Here is a 19,469-nt window from a genome sequence, read left to right as displayed (position 1 = left end):
CATCGAACCAGATACATCAACATCGATACATCTTTTCCGATGTACTATCTGCCCATGACGTCCCCCACCCCCATGACCCCCGTCGACCTCTTCCTCCTCGGCCGCACCCTCATGAAGATCGGCGAGGACGCCCTACCCGCGCCCCAGGTCGGCGCCGCCCCGCACCCCGGCAGCGTGCGCTCGATCCTGATCGCCCTGAGCGACATCGCCGCCCACCCCGACAGCGCCATCGGCGAGATCGCCCGCCGCACCGGCCTCCCGCAAAGCCAGGTCTCCACCGCCGTGGCCCGCCTCAGGGAAACCGGTTCGATCGAAACCGCCCAGGATCCCACCGACCGCCGTCGCCTCCTGGTCCGCACGGCCGCGACCCCGTCCCCCAGGGTCACCGAAGTCCGCGCCGCCGGCATCGAGGACGCCCTGACCCGTGCCCTCGCCACCACCGACGAACAGGTCCTCGCCGAAGTCACCGCGGCCCTGACCGTCCTGGCCCGCCACCTGCCCCCGGCGGCCCTGTCCCGCCTGCGCCCCTGAGCCCGACTCAGCTCGCCGTGATCTCGGGACCGATCGTGAAGCCCTTCAACGGCCCCTCCGGAATCGTGACCGCCGTCCCGTAGACCGCCCGCATCGACATGCGGTACTTACTCTTGGCCGCCTCCGGGTGACACAGCACCGTGACCGTCCCGTCGCCATCGAAGTCGTCGACGATCACGTAGACGTCGATGCCGGCCTCGGCATAGGCACGACGCTTGCGCTCGCGATCCCGTTCTGCGGCCTCCCGCCCGGGCGACACGATCTCGGCAACGAGAACCACGCCCGAGACCGACACCCCGAGCCCCTCCGAGTCCGGCGCCTCGTCCAAATCCTCGGGCGCCACGAAGACGTCGGGGATGTACACCTTGCCGCGATGGATGACGTTGATGTCCTGGTAGGCGGCGAATGCCCCGTCCGCATCCAAATGTTCCTTGAATGCGTCCCGAAGCCGGTTCGCGACCTTCCCATGTCGCCGGGACCCCGTGGGAGACACCTCGATGGCTCCTCTGATGATTTCGGCGCGGAGTCCCTCGGGCGGAGTCATCGCCTTCCATGCCTGCCACAGAAGCTCATCGAGGTCACCGGACGGTGAAGTAGTCACCATCGGCTCATGCGTCGCGATCGCCATCGGGAAACACCTCCTCACCCCAGTGTGGGTCACGGTCGCCGGTAACGGACAGGTTCCCGACAACCGTAGGAGTCACCCGAGTCGCGCAAACGCTCCTCGGCCGCCCACCACCCGAACGAGTGATCCCCTACCGCACCCGCCGCGCCACCTCGGTCGCCCAATAGGTCAGGATCGACGCGGCCCCCGCCCGCTTGATCGACGTCAGCGTCTCCAGGATCACCCGGTCCCGGTCGATCCAACCGTTCGCCGCCGCCGCCTCGACCATCGCGTACTCGCCGCTGACCTGGTACGCCGCCACCGGCACGTGCACCTCGTCCGCGATCCGCCGCACCACGTCCAGGTACGACATCGCCGGCTTGACCATCACCAGGTCCGCGCCCTCGGCCACGTCGAGCAGCACCTCGCGCACCGACTCGTCGGAGTTCGCCGGGTCCTGCTGGTACGTCATCCGGTCGCCGCGCAGCGTCGACTCGACCGCCTCGCGGAACGGACCGAAGAACGCCGACGCGTACTTCGCGCTGTAGGCCAGGATCGACACGTCCTGATACCCGGCGCCGTCCAACGCCCGCCGGACCGCCCCGACCTGACCGTCCATCATCCCGCTCGGCCCGACCATGTGCACACCGGCGTCGGCCTGCACCACGGCCATCCGCCCGTACGCCTCCAGCGTCGCGTCGTTGTCCACCGAGCCGTCGGCCGCCAACACCCCGCAGTGCCCGTGGTCGGTGAACTCGTCCAGGCACAGGTCGGACATCACCACGGCGTCCGCGCCCACCTCGGCCACCACGTCGCGGATGGCGACCTGGAGCACCCCCTCGGGGTCGAACCCGGCCGAGCCGACCGCGTCCTTGACCGTCGGGATGCCGAACAACATCAGCCCGCCGACGCCCGCCGCGACCGCGTCGTGCGCGGCCTTGCGCAGCGAGTCGCGGGTGTGCTGGACCACGCCCGGCATCGACGAGATCGGCACCGGCTCGCTCGCGCCCTCGCGCACGAACAGCGGCAGGATCAGGTCGGCGGGATGCAGCCGGGTCTCCGCGACCAGCCGGCGCATCGCCGGGGACGTGCGCAACCGCCGAGGACGATGCGCGGGAAACCCTGACGATGCGTCAGCCTGGTACGACATGAGCCAATCGGCCTTTCTCACCGATCCGCCGAAACCACCACAGCCGGCGGATTCACCACGATCACTACGATTACTTGGCCTTGCGTCGCGACCCCGGCCGCCGCTCACTCGGCCGGGTGACCGGGTCACCCGCCTCGATCATCGCGGCCCGTCGCGCGGTACCGAACTCCGCCAACGCCTCGGCCAGGGCGGACACCGACGGCTCGGGCGCCAGCACGTCCACGCGCAGCCCGTGCTCCTCGGCGGTCTTCGCCGTGGCCGAGCCGATACACGCGATCACCGTCACCGCGTGCGGCTTGCCCGCGATGCCGACCAGGTTGCGCACCGTCGAGGACGACGTGAACAGGACCGCGTCGAACCCGCCGCCCTTGATCGCCTCGCGGGTCTCCGCCGGCGGCGGCGCCGCGCGCACCGTGCGGTACGCCGTGACGTCGTCGACCTCCCAGCCGAGCTCGACCAGACCGGCCACCAGGGTCTCGGTGGCGATGTCGGCGCGCGGCAGGAACACCCGGTCGATCGGGTCGAAGACCGGGTCGTACGGCGGCCAGTCCTCCAGCAACCCCGCGGCCGACTGCTCGCCCGAGGGCACCAGGTCCGGCTTCACGCCGAACTCGACCAGCGCCCGCGCGGTCGCCTCGCCCACGGCCGCCACCTTGATGCCCGCGAAGGCGCGCGCGTCCAGGCCGTAGTCCTCGAACCGCTCGCGCACCGCGCGCACGGCGTTGACCGACGTGAACGCGATCCACTCGTAGCGGCCGGTCACCAGGCCCTTGATCGCCCGCTCCATCTGCTGCGGGGTGCGCGGGGGCTCGACCGCGATGGTCGGCACCTCGTGCGGCACCGCGCCGTACGAGCGCAACTGCTCGGAGAGCGTGACCGCCTGCTCCTTGGTCCGCGGGACCAGCACCTTCCACCCGAACAGCGGTTTGGTCTCGAACCACGACAGAGTGTCGCGTTGGGCGACCACCTCGCCGACGACCACGACGGCCGGCAGCGTGATCTTCGCGGCCCGCACGTCCGAGGCGACCTGGGCGAGCGTGCTCACCAGGGTGCGCTGCTCGGTGGTGGTGCCGTTGATCGTGACCGCGACCGGCGTGGCCGGCTTGCGTCCGCCCGCCACCAGCTCCTGGGCGATCTCGGCGATCGAGTCCAGCGCGCCGCGCAGCACCAGGGTGCCCTCGACGGAGCCGACCGTGGCCCAGTCGATCGTGCCCTCGGCCATGTCCAGCACGCGCACACCGCCGCTGCCCTTGGTCGGGTGCAGCGGGATACCCGCGTAGGTGGGCACGGCCGTGCTGACCGGCACGCCCGGCACGACCTCGAAGACGATCTTCGCCTTCGCGACCGCGGTGACCTCGTCGATGACCGACTGGTCCACGCACGGGTCGCCGGCCACGGCCCGGACCACCTGCCTGCCCGATCGCGCGGCGGCCACCACGACCTTGGCCCGGGCCACGGCGGACAGGAGCTCCCCGTCGTCGCCGGTCACCGGGTCCAGGACCTCGACACCGCTCTTGCAGTGGAACAGGACCTGGCGCAGCGTCGCCTCGTCGGCGACCACCACGTCGGCCTCTGCCAGCACCTCGATGGCCCGCAGTGTGAGCAGTCGCGGGTCGCCGGGACCGGCACCCACGAAGGTCACGATGCCGCTGGGCTTCTTCTTCGCTCTGGGGCTCAAGGGACGCGCTCCCCCATCAAACCGGAGGCCCCTCGGGCGAGGAGTTCGGCCGCGAGTTCGCGCCCGATCTTCTCCGCCTCGTCGAGGGTTCCGGTGGCGGACAACCGTACGCTGTCGGTGCCGTCGACATTCGCGACTACGGCCCGCAGGTACAGCTCGGTGACCTGCTCGCCTTCGGCGACCTCGCAGAGGGCGCCGACCGGAGCCGAACATCCGGCTTCCAGGACGGCGAGCAGCGTGCGCTCGGCCAGTACGGCGGCTCGGGTGTCCGAGTCGTCCAAACCGGCGAGCAGTTCGACGAGGGCGGCATCGTGTGCCGCGCACTCGACGGCCAATGCCCCTTGACCGGGGGCAGGCAGCATGTGGAGCGGATCGAAGGTCTCGGTGACCTCCTCCGCACGGCCCAGGCGGCCGAGGCCGGCCCTGGCCAAAACGACGCCGTCGAGCTTGCCGGAGCGTACGTAGCCGACCCGGGTGTCGACGTTGCCGCGGATCGGCAGGATCTCGTGACCGAGACCGAGCAGTCGCAACTGCGCGGCGCGGCGCGGCGAGCCGGTCCCGATCCGGGATCCGGCCGGCAACTCGGCCAGCGCGAGCCCGTCCCGGGCCACCAGCACGTCGCGCGGATCGTGCCGCGGCGGCACGGCCGCGAGGGTGATGCCCTCGGGCTTTCCGGTGGGCAGGTCCTTGAGCGAGTGCACGACGAAGTCGACCTCGCCGGCGTGCAGCGCGTCGCGCAGCGCGTTGACGAACACGCCGGTGCCGCCGATCTGCGTCAGCTGCTCGCGCGAGACGTCGCCGTGGGTGGTGATCTCCACGAGTTCGACGGCGCGACCGGTCCGGCTCGTGACCGCCTCGGCGACATGACCCGACTGGGCCATCGCCAGGGCGCTTCGCCTGGTGCCCAGTCGCAACGGTGCCTCGGTCACGCCACACCTTCCACGCTGTCGGGGGCGTCGGCCCGGCGGACCACCTCGGGGGTGCCCGGGTCGAGATCGAACAACATCCGCAGCGCGTCGGCGTACGACGAGCCGGCGGGCTCGCCGGCCAACTGCTTGACCCGCACGGTCGGCGCGTGCAGCAGCTTGTCCACCACGCGCCGTACGGTCTGCTCGACCTCGGCGCGCACCCGCTCGTCCATCTCCGGCACCCGGCCGACCAGCCGCTCCAACTCGGCCCGGACCACATCCGAGCCCATGCTGCGCAGCGCGACCACCGTCGGCGCGACCTGCTGCGCCTGCTGCGCGGTCGCGAACGCCGCGACCTCCTCGCAGACGATCTTGCGCACCAGGTCCACGTCGGCCTCGCCGGCCGTACCGGCGGAGACCTCGGCGAGCAGTTCCAGGTCGATCAGCACCACACCGTCGAGCTCGCGCACGCCGGAGTCGATGTCGCGCGGCAGCGCCAGGTCGATCAGCACCAGTGGCTGCTCGACCCCACGCTCGCGCCGCGCGGCGAGCACCGACTCGATCTCGTCCCGGCCGATCACCAGGCCGGCCGCGCCGGTGCAGGAGACCACCAGGTCCACCGAGGCCAGCGCCTCGGGCAGCGCCGACATCGGCACCGCCCGGCCCGAGACCGACTCGGCCAGGTGTTCGGCACGCGCGTAGGTGCGGTTCGCGACCACGATGTGGCCCACACCCTCGCGGTGCAGCGTCTTGGCGGCCAGCGCGCTCATCGAGCCCGCGCCCACCACCAGCGCCCGGCATCCGCCGATCGGCCCCATCGACAGCTCGGCCTGGGCCAGCCCGACGGTCATCAGCGACCGACCGGCCTGGTCGATCCCGGTCTCGGCGTGGGCCCGCTTGCCCACCCGCAGCGCCTGCTGGGTCAACTCGTTCAGGACCCGCCCGGCGGTGCCGTGGGTCTGCGCGAGCGCGAGCGCGGCCTTTATCTGGCCGAGGATCTGCCCCTCGCCGACCACCATCGAGTCGAGCCCGCAGGCGACCGAGAACAGGTGCTGGACCGCGCGGTCCTCGTAGTGCACGTACAGACACGGGGTCAGCTCGGACACCGGCACCCCGGTGTGCCGCGACAGCAGGTTGCCCAGTTCGGTGACACCACCGTGGAAGCGGTCCACGTCCGCGTAGACCTCGACCCGGTTGCAGGTCGACAGCAGCACCGCCTCGCCGACCGGCTCGGCCGCCACCAGGTCGTGCAGAAGCGCCTCCTGGGCCGTCCCGGTCACCGAGACCCGCTCCAGGAGACCGACCTCGGCCGTTCGGTGGCTGAGGCCGACCGCCAGGACACTCATGGTGTCTTCCTACCGTTGATCGCCGTGTTCGCGGGCGCGACACCCGTGCGACAGCCGGTCACGCGGGCATCACCTCGGGGAGGTCGCCGCGTTCCCCGGGCTTCGAGGGTCGCGCCGGGACCGGCCCCGCGACGGGGTCGAGACCGGACTTGCGCTGTTCGTGGAAGGCCAGGATCTGCAACTCGATGGACAGATCCACCTTGCGCACGTCCACCCCTTCGGGCACCGAGAGCACGGTCGGCGCGAAGTTCAGGATGCTCGTGATGCCGGCGGCGACCAGTCGATCGGCCACCTCCTGCGCCGCGGGTGCCGGCGTGGTGATCACGCCGATCGACACGTGGTCCTCGCGCACGATCTGCTCGAGGTCGTCCATGTGCCGCACCGCCATGCCCGCGATCCGCTGCCCGGTGACCGCCCGATCGGCGTCCAACAGGGCCGCGACCCGGAAGCCGCGCGAGGCGAACCCGCCGTAGTTGGCGAGGGCGTGACCCAGATTTCCTATGCCGATGATGGCGACCGGCCAGTCTTGGGTGAGCCCGAGTTCACGCGAGATTTGGTACACGAGATACTCGACGTCGTAACCGACCCCGCGGGTGCCGTAGGAGCCGAGATACGACAGGTCCTTGCGCAGCTTCGCCGAATTCACCCCGGCGGCAGCGGCGAGTTCCTCGGACGAGACCGTGGGAACACCCCGCTCCGACAGCGCACTGAGCGCCCGGAGGTACAGCGGAAGCCGCGCCACCGTCGCCTCGGGGATGCCACGTCCCCGCTGCGCCGGTCGCTCGGTACGCCCTGTAGCCACGCTGCTCCTGTGGGTGGGACCTGGGATTTCGATTGCCAGGTTAGGCTTTTGTGAACGTACGCACAAAGTAGGTGTCCGATTTGCGCGCCTGTCGTGATGCTCGTCACGCCTTGGTTCCGAAGTCGGGCGTGAACTCGATCACATGAGGTGACTCGAGCATGGCCCGTGCGTAGTCGTGGTGACCGATCGCATCCACCTCCCCACCGTACGTGTCGGCGATTCGTCCCCCGGTCGGCCCCCTCCCCCGGTGGACGACCGAACGCGACCGACTCGGATCGGCGCGGACCGGCCCTCGGATCGACTCAGCCGCCGAGCGCCTTGCGCAGCCGCCGCTCGTCCACCCGCCAGAAATCGTGCTGTGCGCCGTCCACCAGGGTCACCGGGATCTGCTCCCAGTACTTGTGTTGAAGGTCCGCGTCCTGCGTGATGTCGACCTCGGTCCAGGTCACCCCCAGTTCCGCGGTCACCCGTTCGATCACGACCCGGGCGTCGTCACAGAGGTGACAACCGGGCTTGCTCAACAGCGTCACGGAGCGGGTCGCGGCGTCGGGGCGGCGGCGGAAAGGATTCACGTCCTCGATTGTCACCCCACCGGAGGCCGACCGGGAGACCACCTCCCGGCCCCGGCCGGAGGCGGCGCTTCACCGAGGGGGCGCGCGCCCGCAAGACCGGCGCCACACGACCGCAATACCGGCCTACTACGCTCGACACCATGGTTTTCTTGCGCCGGCTGTCGAGGACCGAGAACAACCACGACAACGCCGTGCGGGCGGGTGAGGCGGCGGCGGCCGCGGCACACGCGAGCGCCCCGGCGCGCGCCCCCGGCGAGGCCGATGCGCCCGCCCGGATCGGCGCCGCGTTCTTCGACCTGGACAACACCGTTATGCGGGGCGCGTCGATTTTCCATCTGGCCCGGGGCCTGTACGCGCGCCGGTTCCTGACCACCCGCGACATCGCCCGGTTCGGCTGGCAGCAGGCCAGGTTCCGGCTCGGCGGGGAGCACATGGGGCACGTGGGCGACGCGCAGGAGAGCGCGCTGTCGTTCGCCAAGGGGCACACGGTCGAGGAGATCCGGGCGATCGGCGAGGAGATCTTCGACGAGTGCATGGCGGACAAGATCTGGCCGGGCACCCGGGCGCTCGCCCAGATGCACCTGGACGCGGGCCGCCAGGTCTGGCTGGTCACCGCCGCGCCGATCGAGATCGCCGACACCATCGCCGGCCGACTCGGCCTGACCGGCGCGCTCGGCACCGTACCCGAGACCCGCGCCGGCGTGTACACCGGCCGCCTGGTCGGCGAACTGCTGCACGGCGAGGCCAAGGCGGAGGCGGTCCGCGCGCTCGCCGCCCGCGAGGGGCTGGACCTGGGCGACTGCTCGGCCTACAGCGACTCGGCCAACGACATACCGATGTTGACCCTGGTGGGCGATCCGTGCGCGGTCAATCCGGACGCCCGACTGCGCCGCCACGCCCGGGCGCACGGGTGGCGCGTGAAGGACTACCGCACCGGCCGCAAGGCCGCCCGGATCGGCCTGCCGGCCGCCGCCGGCATCGGCGCGGTCGCGGGCGCGGTGGCCGCCGGAACCGCCGTTCGGCGGCGGGTGCCGACCCGGCTCTGAGCACCGGGCCCCGACCCCGCACACCCCCCGCGACCTGCGGCGAGGGGGTCCGTCCGGGGCATCCCGCGCCGCCCGACGAGCGGCGAGTTGTCCGCATATAGCACACCTGACACGCGGCAACCCGACAAACACGCAAAGAGCACACATCAGCGGTCGATCCCGGTAGCTTCACAACGCCGATGGGCACACTTGGTATCCCTTCCTTTACTAAGCGTTATTCTCGATCGGCGCACAGCGGTATCCAAGTTCCCTACTATGGGTGATCGATTCCGCACCGAACGTAATTACCGCTGAAGCAACAGGGAGTCCCGTGCACCGAATCGTCCGGGTTGACGTGTCCGGGCTGGCGACACTGCGTGCGGCGGTGTGCGCGAGCTTTGCCCCCCCGTCCGTCGGTTTCGCCGCCACAGCCGGTTACGGCGCCGGTGTCTGTCGCACGAGTACGGCCGGGCCCTTGGGCCTCGCCCTCGCGGCGCGCGCCGGCACCACCGAACCGACCCGTCCCACCCGAGGCTCCGGCTACACCCGGGGCCCGGGTCCGGACGGCGAGGCCCGCCGCATCATGGCCCTCGTCGAACTCGCCCAGGACGGCGACGGCGACGCGTTCGCCCAGCTCTACGACAACTACTTCGACACCGTCTACCGGTACATCTACTACCGGGTCGGCGGGCGCGCCGTCGCCGAGGACCTGACCAGCGAGACCTTCCTGCGCGCGCTGCGCCGGATCGGCACCTTCACCTGGCAGGGTCGCGACTTCGGCGCCTGGCTGGTGACCATCGCGCGCAACCTGGTCGCCGACCACTTCAAGTCCAGCCGGTTCCGCCTGGAGGTCACCACCGGGGAGATGCTCGACGCCAATGAGGTCGAGTCCAGCCCGGAGGACTGCGTCCTGGAATCGTTGTCCAACGCGGCCCTGCTCGACGCCGTGCACAAGCTCAACCCCCAGCAGCAGGAATGCGTGACCCTGCGCTTCCTGCAGGGTCTTTCGGTCGCGGAGACCGCACAGATCATGGGTAAGAACGAGGGGGCGATCAAGACGTTGCAGTACCGCGCCGTACGGACGCTCGCCCGTCTCCTGCCCGAGGACGTGCGGTGAATCACACTTCCGTAACCTTCGGGGTCCGCGGCTCGTTCTCCCCGATAGCGACCCCCTTCGGGGATCGTTGCGGCGGGGAGCCGCCCTGTGGCCCCCGACCCGGAGACTTCCCTGGACGGACATCCGGGGAGAGGAGGTGCGGCCTGTGAGCATTGCGGCCCTGGATCGGCGACCCGCGAGCGCCTTCGCGCGAGCCCTCGACGAGAACGACCGCGACAACCGATCGGCGGAGCCTCTGCCCGCGCTGGTCCCGCTGCTGCGGACCGCCGAGATGCTGCGCGAGCGGTCCTCGGCGGCACCCGTACCGAGCGCGGACTTTCGCACCGCGCTCCGGCAACGGCTGCTGGACGAGGCCGCGGCGCTGCCCGCGACCGAGGGTGCGGCCACCGTGCCCGCACCGCGCGGCGCGCATCGCCGTCGCGAGTCGCAGGCCCCGCCGCGCACCGTGCGCTGGCGGCGGCGGGCGGCCATCGCCGGCGCGTTCGTGGTGGTCACCGGCGGCGGTCTCGGCGGGGTGGCCTACGCCAGCTCCGACGCGCTGCCCGGCGACCTGACCTACGGCGTCAAGCGCACGGTCGAAGACTTCAAGATCTCGCTCGCCGACAACGACCACGAACGCGGCGAGCGTTACCTGCAACAGGCCGACACCCGGATGGGCGAGGCCGAACGGCTGCTCAGGCGGGCCGGTCGCAACCCCGACAAGGAGACCGTGCGACATCTGCGGCAGGTGCTCGACGACTGGCGCGACGAGGCCGACAAGGGCCGCACGCTGCTCACCGACCACTTCCGCAAGAGCGGCAGCGACGGGTCGATGCGCAACCTGGCCGACTTCGCCCGCTCCGGCAACGAGCGCATGGAGCGGATCGGCGACCGGCTCCCGCCGGAGCTGCACTCCGAGCGGGACCGGGTCCGGACCCTGCTCACCGCGATCAACGAGCAGGTCGCCCCGATCGCGGGCACTCCTGGCCGGAGTTCGGCGAAGCCCGGCACCGGTGGGCACACCGACGGGGCGCCGGCCGCCCCCGGCACCGGCCCGGGCGGCGCGCCGGGCACCGGCGGCCTGCCGCTCGTCCCACGGCTCCCGGGCCTGGGCGACGGCGCGCCCAACGGCGCACCGCCGCAGAGCGGCTCGACCACGACGGGTGGTGCCGCACCTCGACAGCAGCCGCAGCAGGACGGCGGCCTGCTCCCGGGGTTGAACATCCCGCTGCTCGGCGGTGCTCCGGCGCAAAGCCCCTCCGACCGGTCCGACGGCTCCGGCGGCACCCCGGCCCCGGCGAAGACGCCCAAGGGGCAGATCCTCCCGCCCCTGCTGCCCGGCCTGCCGGGCATCGGGCTCAACCTGCTCGGCCCCGCCGAGGAGGAGCCACACAGCTGACCGAGCCGGTGGGCGACACCGAAGGCGGCGCGCGGACCACCGTCCACGCGCCGCCTTCGTGTTGCGGAGTGCGGACCCCGATCTAGAAGAAGACCGACCGCCGCTGCATCAGCAGCCGGTAGATCGTGTGCTGGATGGTCTCGCGCACCTCGTCGGTCAGGTTGAACACGACCATCGGATCGTCCGCCGCCTCCTCCGGATACGCGTCGGTGTGGATCGGCGCGCCGAACTCGATCCGCCACCGCGTCGGCAGCGGCACCAGGCCGAGCGGGCCGAGCAGCGGGAAGGTCGGGGTGATCGGGAAGTACGGCAGGTTGAGCAGGCGCGCGAGGGTGCGCACGTTGCCCACCATCGGGTAGATCTCCTCCGCGCCCACGATCGAGCACGGCACGATCGGCACCCCGGTGCGCAGCGCCGCCGACACGAAGCCGCCGCGCCCGAAGCGCTGGAGCTTGTACCGCTCGGCGAACGGCTTGCCCAGGCCCTTGTAGCCCTCGGGCCACACGCCGACCAGTTCGCCCTTGCCGAGCAGCCGTTCGGCGTCGGCGTGGCACGCGAGGGTGTGTCCGCTCTTGCGCGCCACCGAGCCCACCAGCGGCAACTGGAAGACCAGGTCGGCTGCGAGCAGCCGCAGATTGCGTCGAGCCGGGTGGTGGTCGTGCACCGCCACCTGCGTCATCAACGCGTCCACCGGCAGCGTGCCGGAGTGGTTGGCCACGATCAGCGCGCCGCCCTCGGCCGGAACGTGCTCCAGGCCGCTGACCTCGATCCGGAAGTACTGCTCGTAGACCACCCGCAGCACGGCCATCAGCTTGTCGTTGAGTTCGGGATCGAAGCCGAACTCGTCCACCTCGTACTCACCGGTGATCCGGCGGCGCAGGAAGGCCAGTCCGTCGGCGGCCCGATCCTCCCAGCCCGGCCCGGCCACGCCGTCGAGGAGTCCGGCGGCGGCACCGCCCACGACCCCGCCGACCGCGCCCGCGAGCGATCCGAACAACGAGCGCCCGGATCCCGGCTCGCGCCGGGGCCCCGCCTCGGCCGAAGCCTCGTCCGCCGGCCCCGTATCGGCCGACCCCGTTTCGGCCGGCCGCGCGGATTGCGCCCGCTTTCGACCCGGTCGCGCCTCGATCGATCGCACCGGCACCTCACCCTCGACCGGCTCGGGCACCCGGACCGCACGCGCGGGCCGGGTGGGCCGACGCCCCGACCGGGGCGCGGGCGGGCGCGCTCCGGAAGCGGCGCCGTCGAAGGGAATGATGCGGGCCTCACCCATCGGGGTTCCTCCTGGTGAGCAGCAGGTCGGCGAGTCGATCGGGCACCTGGGCCAGGCGCCTCGGGTCGAGCAGGCCGGTCGAACGACGACCCTCGGCATAGTCGGCGAACGTCTCGGCCGTGCTCCTGACCGCGACGAAGCCCAGTTTCTCCCGGGCCCGCGCGGGGTCCACCACCCGTCCGTGGGTGAGCAGGCGCACCTGCTCGGCGGACAGGTGCACCGAACCCGCGCGCCGCAAACCCTGGTTGACCAGACCCACCGCCGCCGCCGGGAACGGCACCACCGGTCGGCCCAGTCGGCGCGCCGCCTGGGACAGGAACAGCACACCCTCGGCGGCGATGTTGTACGTGCCCGGCCGATCGGCGAGCATCGCGATCCGCAGCGCCTCGCGCAGGTCGTCCTCGTGCACGAACTGCAGGCGCGGGTCGTAGCCGAGCAGCGTGGGCAACACCGGCAGCGCGAAGTAGGCGCCCATCGGCGAGTCGGTGCGGGGCCCGAGCAGCGGCGCGAACCGCAACACGGTGACGGCGACATCCGGCCGGCGCCGGGCGAAGCCGCGCACGTAGCCCTCTATCTCGACGGCGTCCTTGGCCCAGCCGGTCGAGGGCTGCACACGCGGTTCGGTGTCCTCCGCGAACAGCGCGGGGTCGCGCGGCGAACCGCCGTAGACGGCGGTGGTCGAACGCACCACCAGGCGGCGGATCGACGGCGCCTTCTGGCACGCGGCGAGCAGCTGCATGGTGCCGATGACGTTGGTCTCCTTGATCGAGACCGCTCCGCCCCGGATCGGCGGCAGCTCGCTGGGGCTCAGGTGTACCACGGTGTCCACCGCGGCCGAGGCGACCACCTTGGCGATCATCGGGTTGCGAATATCGGCGAGCACGAAGTCCACACCGGCCGGCTCCGCGGCGGGCGCCACCATGTCGACCCCGATCACCCGGTCGACATCGGGCTCATCGCGGATCATCCGCACGAACCCGGCCCCCGGATCACCGGCAACCCCGGTAACCAGGACGACACGCCCCATGCTGCGTCCTCCCCAACCCGACAACACACCCGAACCACGAACCCCCAACGTAACCGTACGCACCCCCCACCACCCCACCACCAACCCGCCGCCCCCAAACCACAACCCCAGAGCACCAAGCACGAAACGCGAGCGCGAAACGCGGACTCGGGACACCGGGCTCGGGACACGGACCCGCGACGCGGGTTCAGGGTGACTCGGGACGCGGACTCAGGGCACGGACCCGGGCCACCGACTCGGAGCACCGGACCCGAGCCTCCCGGCCCAGGCGCCGAACCCGGGGCTCCGGGGCCGAGGCGCCGAACCCGAGATGCCCGGGGCAAGGGGCCGGGGCCGTGTGCCTGTCGCGGAGCGGTGGTCGTGGCGGCGGCGGGCGCGGTGGCCGGTGTGTGGGCCTGGCGCGTTCGTCCTCCCGCGCGCGCACGCGCCCGAACGCACGACGACCGCCCGTCGCGCCCCCGAACGGGAGCGCGGCGGGCGGTCGCCCAAGGCTTCAGCGGCGCAAGCCGGTGGGATGCCTACTTCTTGTTGCGACGCTGCACACGCGTCTTCTTGAGAAGCTTGCGGTGCTTCTTCTTCGCCATGCGCTTGCGACGCTTCTTGATGACAGAGCCCACCGACAACCCTCGCTCACGTGACGTTTCTACCGCGCGGAGCCGGATCAGCCCGCACAACTGGGGGTCAGCCTACTCGCCGCCCCGGCCCACCTCTAAACGAGGCGGTCCGTAATGCCCCCCTACGCTGTTTCCACGTAGGAGTCTCGCAGGTAGTCGTGGACGGCCTGCTCCGGAACTCGGAAGGACCGACCAACCCTGATGGCCGGCATCTCGCCACTGTGGACCAGGCGATACACCGTCATCTTGGACACCCGCATCACCGCGGCCACCTCGGCCACAGTCAAGAAGTTGACCTCGTTGAGAGGCCTCTCTCCAGAAGCCATGACGCACCGAACCATTCAGCACGCGTCGGGCGCCGGCTTCCCCTCCGGCGACTGCCACACGCACGTGCGTCCCTCCAGAGTAGTGGCGTGTGGTACCAGTGGGGAAGAGGAGTAGTTATCCCACCTGAATCGCCCATCAGGCTGTTTTACCGATCGATTCCGGACAGTCCGGACCGATCGAGCACGTACGCCATGACCGGTTCGTACAGGTGTGGCGCCACGTTGTCGTCCAGCGGAACGACCACCTCGACCCGCCCCTCCTCGGCCGCCACGAACAGCGCGGGGTCGTTGCAGTCGGCGAGGCCGATCGCCGGAACCCCCGCCTGACCTGCGCCTCCGGCCCAACCGTGGTCGCCGATCAGCAGATCCGGCAGCAGCTCGGACCCGGCCGCCAGCTCCGCCAGCATCGCCCGGATCCCGCGCGCGGAGTGGGTGTGTCGGAAATCTCCCGCGTCGTCCACCACCATCGCCACGTCCCCCCGATACCGGATCGCGCGGCTCTGCCCGCCCTCGGCCGTGGGCGTGCGATAGGTCCACCCGGCGGCGGGGCGCAGGAGCTTACACCCCGCCTCACGCAACACGCGCGCCAACGTGCGGTACCAATCGCCTAGTCCGTTCGGGTGACCCGTGGCCACGATCACCCGCTCGCGACGCTCGGCGGCGAGCGCGATCCGGTCCGCGTACGCGTCCAGCGCGGCCAGGGTCAGGTCCGGGTCGATGGTGTCCTGCCCGCTGCGGTGGGCCGGGTCGGCCACCACTCCGCAACGGCGCACCATCAGCGCGAGTACGTCGTCCGCGGTCCACCGGCCGTCCGGTTCCAGGCCGAACAGATGGCCGGGATGCCGCTCGCTCATCAGTCGGTAGTGCCGGAGGTTGTTCTCCCTCGTGGTCGCCACGTCACCGGCGATCCGGCCGCGCACGAGATGGGAGCGAAGCTCAGAGGGGGTGGGAACCGCAACGGTCACGCACAGCTCCTTGGGTCACGGGTCGGGGTCACCGCAGGCGTCGGGACCACCGGGTCACAGATCGAACATCGGGTCGAGGCCGTGCGCCGGGAAGACCGCCCGCCGGGTGGCCAGAATCGATTGGTCGGTGCGGTCCGCCGGGTCGTAGCCGCCGGAGAACGGCCGAAAATCGCCCGTCCCGCCGTCGGTCATCCGGTGCGGACCGGCCTGGCGGGTGAGCATCCGAACCTCCTCGCGCCAGTCGAGCGGCACCTCGCGGGTGGGCTCGATGGCATGGCCGGCCGCCTCGGCCACCAGGTGCGTCCACGAGCGCGGCACCACGTCGACCGTCGCGTAGCCCCCGCCGCCGGTGGCTATCCAGCGCCCGCCGGCGTGTTCGTGGGCGAGCGCGTGCAGCGCGGCGTGAGCCGTGCGCTGCGCGTCGAGGCTCACCGCGAGGTGGGCCAGCGGATCGTCCACGTGGGTGTCCGTCCCGTGCTGGCTGACCAGCACGTCGGGGCGGAAGTCGGCGAGCAGCGGCGGCACCACGGCGTCGAACGCGCGCAACCACGCGGCGTCGGCGATGCCGGGCGGCAGCGCCACGTTGACCGCGAAGCCCTCGGCGTCCGGCCCGCCGATCTCGTTCGCGAAACCGGTGCCCGGGAACAGGAAGCGCGGGCTCTCGTGCAGGCTGATCGTGAGCACGCGCGGGTCGTCCCAGAACGCCCGCTGCACGCCGTCGCCGTGGTGCACGTCGATGTCCACGTACGCGACCCGCTCGGCGCCGAGTTCGAGCAGGCGCGCGATCGCGAGCGCCGGGTCGTTATAGATGCAGAACCCGCCCGCGGCGTCGGGCATCGCGTGGTGCAGCCCGCCCGCGAAGTTGATCGCGTGGTCCGCGCCGTCGGGGTGTTCGGGCCCCCGCCACACCGCCTCGGCCGCGGCGATCGAGGCGCCCGCGATCAGCGCGGACACCTCGTGCATCCCGGCGAAGGCGGGGGTGTCCTCGGTGCCGAACCCGAAGGTGCCGTCGGCGGTCCGGGGGTCGAGGGAGGCGGCGCGCACGGCGGCGGTGTACGCGTCGGTGTGCACCATCGCCAGGTCCGCGTCGGTCGCCGACTTCGGCGGGCACACCCGCAGTTCGGGCAGGGTGTGCAGCCCGAACGCGCGGATGAGGTCGATGGTCAGGCGCAGCCGGACCGGGTTCATCGGGTGCCACGATCCGAAGTCGTACCCGGTCATCCCGTCGTCCCACAGCACGTGCACCGCTCGACTCATGCGGTCACGCTACCGCCCGGGTCGGCTCCCGATCATCGGTCGTGAGCGGGTTCACCGTGCGGGGCGAAGGCGCGGGCGAGCGGCAGTACGGCGAGCACCAGGAACAGCGGCACGAGCATCGCCAGGCGGAACGAGGCCAGGTCGGCGATCCCGCCCACGAGCGGGGTGCCGATCAGGAAGCCGACGTAGTTGAAGATGTTGAGCCGGGCGACCGCCTCGTCGGCGTCCTCCGGCGACTGCCTTCCGCCCGCGGCGAAGGTCTGCGGGACCAGCACGCACAGCCCCACGCCCAGGATCACGAAGCCGAGCAGGCCCACCGCGGCGTGTGGGGCGGCGAGTACGACCGCGAAGCCCGCCGCCGCGACCACCGCGCCGCCGCGGACCACCTCGACCATGCCCCAGCGGCGCACCGCGAGGTCGCCGACGCCGCGGCCGACGAGGGTGGTGACCATGTACGCGATATAGGGGATCACCGCGAACGCCTCGGAGCTGTCCAGCACCTTCTCCAGGTAGACCGCGCTCCAGTTGGCCACCGTCGAGTCGCCGATGTAGGCGAACGTCATGACCAGGCACAGCGGGATCAGCGGGCGCCAGGGCAGGGTACGGCGGGGCCGCTCCGGATCGGCGACCGCCGGGGCGTCGTCCGCGCGCAGGTAGCCGGGGCCGACCACGAGCAGGGCCGGCACGGTGAGCGCGGCGGCGCCCGCGTACATCGCGACCAGCGGCACCCCGCCCCACGCGCACAGCCCGGCCGCGCCGGCTCCGGCCAGGCCGCCGAGGCTGTACGAGGCGTGGAAGCCGAGCATGATGCTGCGTCCCGCGCGGGCCTGGATCGCCACGCCCTGCATGTTCATCGTGGCGTCCACCGCGCCCAGGGACAGCCCGAACACGAAGAGCACGACGGCCAACTGCCACAGCCCGTCCCCGGCGCCGACCCCGATCAGGGTGGCGCACACGATCGGCTGGGACACCCGCAGCACGGTACGACTGCCGAATCGCCGGGCCAGGGCGCCCGCGATCACGCTGCCCACGCCGGCGACGATCGGCACCACCGAGAGCACCGCGGTGAGCGTGCCGTCGCCCATGTCGTAGCGGCGCTGGATCGCCGGGATCCGGGTGACGAGCAGCGCGAAGGACACGCCCTGGATCAAAAAGCACGCGAGCAGGCTGAACCGCGCACGGCGCAGCGTCTCGTCCTCGGTCGACCCGGCGGCCGCTTCTCTCACCCGCATGGGCGAGCACGCTACCGACGGGTCACTTCCACGGACAGGGGCCGAGGAGATCTTTTGATGAACCGTCAGATTCACCGACCGGACAAAACTCGGCGAAATCCGTCAAATGCCCAACAGTTCCGGCAGGTCGACCATGTCCTTGAACAGCGCGTCGGCGTCCGCGAGCCGTTCCGCCGGGGTCATCGCGGCGTGGCCGTACACCGTCATCCCGGCCGCCCGCGCGGCCTCGACCCCCAGCGGACTGTCCTCGACCACCACGCAGCGCGCGGGATCGACGCCCATGGTCGCCGCCGCGTGCAGGAACAGGTCCGGCGCGGGTTTGCCCCGGGCGACGTCCTGGCTGCTGAAGATCACCGGTTCGGGGAAGCGCCCGATCAGCCCGGTGCGGGTCAGCGCGAGCCGGATCCGCTCGTGCGTACCGGACGAGGCCAGGCAATACGGCACCCCCGCGGCGTCCAGCGCGGCCAGCACGTCGACGACCCCCGGCACCGCTTCGAGTTCGGCCCGGAATCCGGCGAACACCCGCTCGTGGTAGACGTGATCGAAGTCCTCGGGCAGCGTGACGCCGTCCCGTTCGCGGACGATCGTGTGCACCCGGGCCATGGTGCCGCCGAGGTAGTCGCGCAGCGAGTCCTCGTAGGCGGTGGGCACACCGAGTTCGGTGAGCAGCGCGGCGAGCACCCGGTTGGCGATCGGCTCGCTGTCCACCAGGACGCCGTCGTTGTCGAACAGGACCAGCTCCGGCCTCACGACAGGCCCTCGGCGATCTCCTGCGAACGGTTGCTCGCCGCCTCCAGGGCGGCGAGCAGCGCGGCACGCACGCCGTGGTTCTCCAACTCGCGGATCGCGGCGATCGTGGTGCCGGCCGGCGAGGTCACCGCCTCGCGCAGCAGCGTGGGGTGCTCGCCCGAGTCGCGCAGCATCACCGACGCGCCGATCGCGGCCTGCACGATCAGGTCGTGCGCGGCCGCGCGCGGCAGGCCGAGCAGGATGCCGGCGTCGGTCATCGCCTCGACCAGGAAGTAGAAGTAGGCCGGCCCCGAACCGGACAGCGCGGTGACCGCGTCCTGCTGCTTCTCCGGGACCCGGATGGTCTTGCCGACCGATCCGAAGATCTCCTCGACCCGCTCCAGGTGCGCCTCGCCGGCGTGCGCGCCGCCGGAGATCGCGCTCATCCCCTCGTCCACGAGCACGGGGGTGTTGGACATGACACGCACCACGGGGGTGCCCGCGGCCAGGCGCGCCTCCAGGAACTTGGTGGTGATGCCGGCCGCGCCGCTGACCACGAGCCGGTCGGCGGGTACGTGCGGGGCCAGTTCGTCCATCAGCGCGCCCATGTCCTGGGGCTTGACGGTCAGGATCAGGATGTCGGCGGCCTTGGCGGCCTCGGCGTTGCTCACCGCCTCGACGCCGTAGCTCCGGCGCAGGTCCTCGGCCCGCTCGGTGCGACGGGTGGTGACGAGGAGGTCGTCGGGGCTCTTGCCCGCCCGGATCATCCCGGACAACAGCGCTTCACCGATTTTCCCGGCGCCGACGACGGCGACCCGCTGAGCCATGGCCCCACACTTTCTCGCGTTCCTGGTCCGTCGGGGCACGCCCGGTGCCCACGGTGGCCACCGTACGGTACGTACACGTGTCCGAGGGTGGGTCCCGGCGCGGGTCCC

At 71.5% G+C, this 19,469-nt stretch carries 20 protein-coding genes; 4 read left to right on the top strand and 16 right to left on the bottom strand.

Annotation, left to right across the window (positions count from 1 at the left end; all coding sequences use genetic code 11):
* Positions 1–54 precede the first annotated feature (54 nt).
* Positions 55–531 carry a MarR family transcriptional regulator gene (locus tag EMA17_RS24750; protein WP_246126868.1) on the top strand — a complete coding sequence of 159 codons (477 nt, stop codon included), beginning with the start codon at positions 55–57 and terminating at the stop codon, positions 529–531.
* 7 nt (positions 532–538) lie between these two features.
* Here EMA17_RS24750 and EMA17_RS24745 read toward each other — a convergent pair whose 3' ends face one another.
* From EMA17_RS24745 to EMA17_RS24715, 7 genes are all read right to left on the bottom strand, one after another.
* Positions 539–1,159 carry a Uma2 family endonuclease gene (locus EMA17_RS24745; protein WP_246126867.1) on the bottom strand — a complete coding sequence of 207 codons (621 nt, stop codon included), beginning with the start codon at positions 1,157–1,159 and terminating at the stop codon, positions 539–541.
* A gap of 127 nt (positions 1,160–1,286) precedes the next feature.
* Positions 1,287–2,285 carry a porphobilinogen synthase gene (hemB, locus tag EMA17_RS24740; protein ID WP_126639296.1) on the bottom strand — a complete coding sequence of 333 codons (999 nt, stop codon included), beginning with the start codon at positions 2,283–2,285 and terminating at the stop codon, positions 1,287–1,289.
* A gap of 70 nt (positions 2,286–2,355) precedes the next feature.
* Positions 2,356–3,963 carry a bifunctional uroporphyrinogen-III C-methyltransferase/uroporphyrinogen-III synthase gene (locus EMA17_RS24735; RefSeq protein ID WP_126639295.1) on the bottom strand — a complete coding sequence of 536 codons (1,608 nt, stop codon included), beginning with the start codon at positions 3,961–3,963 and terminating at the stop codon, positions 2,356–2,358.
* Entirely contained in the window at positions 3,960–4,892 is a 933-nt protein-coding gene (gene hemC / locus EMA17_RS24730) for a hydroxymethylbilane synthase (RefSeq protein WP_126639294.1), read from the bottom strand. Before hemC ends, EMA17_RS24735 begins: the two co-directional genes overlap by 4 nt.
* Complete coding sequence (locus EMA17_RS24725; protein WP_126639293.1) at positions 4,889–6,217, bottom strand: glutamyl-tRNA reductase; 1,329 nt, start codon at positions 6,215–6,217, stop codon at positions 4,889–4,891. Before EMA17_RS24725 ends, hemC begins: the two co-directional genes overlap by 4 nt.
* A gap of 58 nt (positions 6,218–6,275) precedes the next feature.
* Positions 6,276–7,019 (bottom strand): redox-sensing transcriptional repressor Rex, encoded by a 744-nt coding sequence (locus EMA17_RS24720; RefSeq protein WP_078976624.1) that lies wholly within the window; start codon positions 7,017–7,019, stop codon positions 6,276–6,278.
* Between the two features lie 302 nt (positions 7,020–7,321).
* Positions 7,322–7,591 carry a glutaredoxin family protein gene (locus EMA17_RS24715; protein ID WP_126639292.1) on the bottom strand — a complete coding sequence of 90 codons (270 nt, stop codon included), beginning with the start codon at positions 7,589–7,591 and terminating at the stop codon, positions 7,322–7,324.
* A gap of 140 nt (positions 7,592–7,731) precedes the next feature.
* Here EMA17_RS24715 and EMA17_RS24710 point away from each other — a divergent pair, with 140 nt between their 5' ends.
* From EMA17_RS24710 to EMA17_RS24700, 3 genes are all read left to right on the top strand, one after another.
* On the top strand, positions 7,732–8,637 hold the full coding sequence (locus EMA17_RS24710; protein WP_174861428.1) for an HAD family hydrolase: 906 nt from the start codon (positions 7,732–7,734) through the stop codon (positions 8,635–8,637).
* Between the two features lie 310 nt (positions 8,638–8,947).
* Positions 8,948–9,733, top strand: coding sequence for an ECF subfamily RNA polymerase sigma factor, BldN family (locus EMA17_RS24705; RefSeq protein WP_126639291.1), 786 nt, complete (start codon positions 8,948–8,950; stop codon positions 9,731–9,733).
* A 145-nt stretch (positions 9,734–9,878) separates the two neighbouring features.
* The gene (locus tag EMA17_RS24700; protein WP_126639290.1) at positions 9,879–11,111 is read left to right on the top strand and encodes a DUF5667 domain-containing protein; all 1,233 of its coding nucleotides are present in this window, start codon (positions 9,879–9,881) and stop codon (positions 11,109–11,111) included.
* A gap of 82 nt (positions 11,112–11,193) precedes the next feature.
* Here the strand turns inward: EMA17_RS24700 and EMA17_RS24695 are convergent, their stop codons facing one another.
* The 9 genes from EMA17_RS24695 to proC form a co-directional block, all read right to left on the bottom strand.
* Positions 11,194–12,384, bottom strand: a complete 1,191-nt coding sequence (locus tag EMA17_RS24695; protein WP_174861427.1) for a lysophospholipid acyltransferase family protein — start codon at positions 12,382–12,384, stop codon at positions 11,194–11,196.
* Positions 12,377–13,411 carry an NAD-dependent epimerase/dehydratase family protein gene (locus tag EMA17_RS24690; protein WP_170222231.1) on the bottom strand — a complete coding sequence of 345 codons (1,035 nt, stop codon included), beginning with the start codon at positions 13,409–13,411 and terminating at the stop codon, positions 12,377–12,379. The genes EMA17_RS24695 and EMA17_RS24690 overlap by 8 nt, the downstream gene beginning before the upstream one ends.
* A 518-nt stretch (positions 13,412–13,929) precedes the next feature.
* Complete coding sequence (locus tag EMA17_RS24685) at positions 13,930–14,028, bottom strand: 30S ribosomal protein bS22 (RefSeq protein WP_012854759.1); 99 nt, start codon at positions 14,026–14,028, stop codon at positions 13,930–13,932.
* 119 nt (positions 14,029–14,147) lie between these two features.
* Positions 14,148–14,351: a helix-turn-helix domain-containing protein gene (locus EMA17_RS24680; protein ID WP_020549639.1), complete on the bottom strand. Its 204-nt coding sequence runs from the start codon at positions 14,349–14,351 to the stop codon at positions 14,148–14,150.
* Positions 14,352–14,497: 146 nt separating this feature from the next.
* Complete coding sequence (locus tag EMA17_RS24675) at positions 14,498–15,316, bottom strand: phosphatase (RefSeq protein ID WP_126639289.1); 819 nt, start codon at positions 15,314–15,316, stop codon at positions 14,498–14,500.
* A gap of 54 nt (positions 15,317–15,370) precedes the next feature.
* A complete protein-coding gene (locus EMA17_RS24670; RefSeq protein ID WP_126639288.1) occupies positions 15,371–16,573 on the bottom strand; it encodes an acetoin utilization protein AcuC in 1,203 nt (400 codons plus the stop codon).
* A 32-nt stretch (positions 16,574–16,605) separates the two neighbouring features.
* Entirely contained in the window at positions 16,606–17,805 is a 1,200-nt protein-coding gene (locus EMA17_RS24665; protein ID WP_126639287.1) for an MFS transporter, read from the bottom strand.
* A 102-nt stretch (positions 17,806–17,907) separates the two neighbouring features.
* Complete coding sequence (locus EMA17_RS24660) at positions 17,908–18,555, bottom strand: HAD family hydrolase (protein ID WP_126639286.1); 648 nt, start codon at positions 18,553–18,555, stop codon at positions 17,908–17,910.
* A complete protein-coding gene (gene proC, locus EMA17_RS24655) occupies positions 18,552–19,361 on the bottom strand; it encodes a pyrroline-5-carboxylate reductase (RefSeq protein WP_126639285.1) in 810 nt (269 codons plus the stop codon). The genes EMA17_RS24660 and proC overlap by 4 nt, the downstream gene beginning before the upstream one ends.
* Between the last annotated feature and the right edge of the window lie 108 nt (positions 19,362–19,469).

Source organism: Embleya hyalina (genome assembly GCF_003967355.1).
In the GTDB taxonomy this organism is placed as follows: Bacteria; Actinomycetota; Actinomycetes; order Streptomycetales; family Streptomycetaceae; genus Embleya; species Embleya hyalina.
The sequence above is the reverse complement of the archived record's forward strand: the minus strand, read 5'-3'. Positions and strand labels throughout refer to the sequence as shown.

Excerpts from the sequence above, each read along its gene's own strand:
- proC (WP_126639285.1), bottom strand. The coding sequence starts at position 19,361 with ATGGCTCAGCGGGTCGCCGTCGTCGGCGCCGGGAAAATCGGTGAAGCG.
- EMA17_RS24750 (WP_246126868.1), top strand. The coding sequence starts at position 55 with ATGACGTCCCCCACCCCCATGACCCCCGTCGACCTCTTCCTCCTCGGC.
- EMA17_RS24710 (WP_174861428.1), top strand. The coding sequence starts at position 7,732 with ATGGTTTTCTTGCGCCGGCTGTCGAGGACCGAGAACAACCACGACAAC.
- EMA17_RS24665 (WP_126639287.1), bottom strand. The coding sequence starts at position 17,805 with ATGCGGGTGAGAGAAGCGGCCGCCGGGTCGACCGAGGACGAGACGCTG.
- EMA17_RS24725 (WP_126639293.1), bottom strand. The coding sequence starts at position 6,217 with ATGAGTGTCCTGGCGGTCGGCCTCAGCCACCGAACGGCCGAGGTCGGT.
- EMA17_RS24745 (WP_246126867.1), bottom strand. The coding sequence starts at position 1,159 with ATGGCGATCGCGACGCATGAGCCGATGGTGACTACTTCACCGTCCGGT.
- EMA17_RS24680 (WP_020549639.1), bottom strand. The coding sequence starts at position 14,351 with ATGGCTTCTGGAGAGAGGCCTCTCAACGAGGTCAACTTCTTGACTGTG.
- EMA17_RS24670 (WP_126639288.1), bottom strand. The coding sequence starts at position 16,573 with ATGAGTCGAGCGGTGCACGTGCTGTGGGACGACGGGATGACCGGGTAC.
- EMA17_RS24690 (WP_170222231.1), bottom strand. The coding sequence starts at position 13,411 with ATGGGGCGTGTCGTCCTGGTTACCGGGGTTGCCGGTGATCCGGGGGCC.
- EMA17_RS24695 (WP_174861427.1), bottom strand. The coding sequence starts at position 12,384 with ATGGGTGAGGCCCGCATCATTCCCTTCGACGGCGCCGCTTCCGGAGCG.
- hemB (WP_126639296.1), bottom strand. The coding sequence starts at position 2,285 with ATGTCGTACCAGGCTGACGCATCGTCAGGGTTTCCCGCGCATCGTCCT.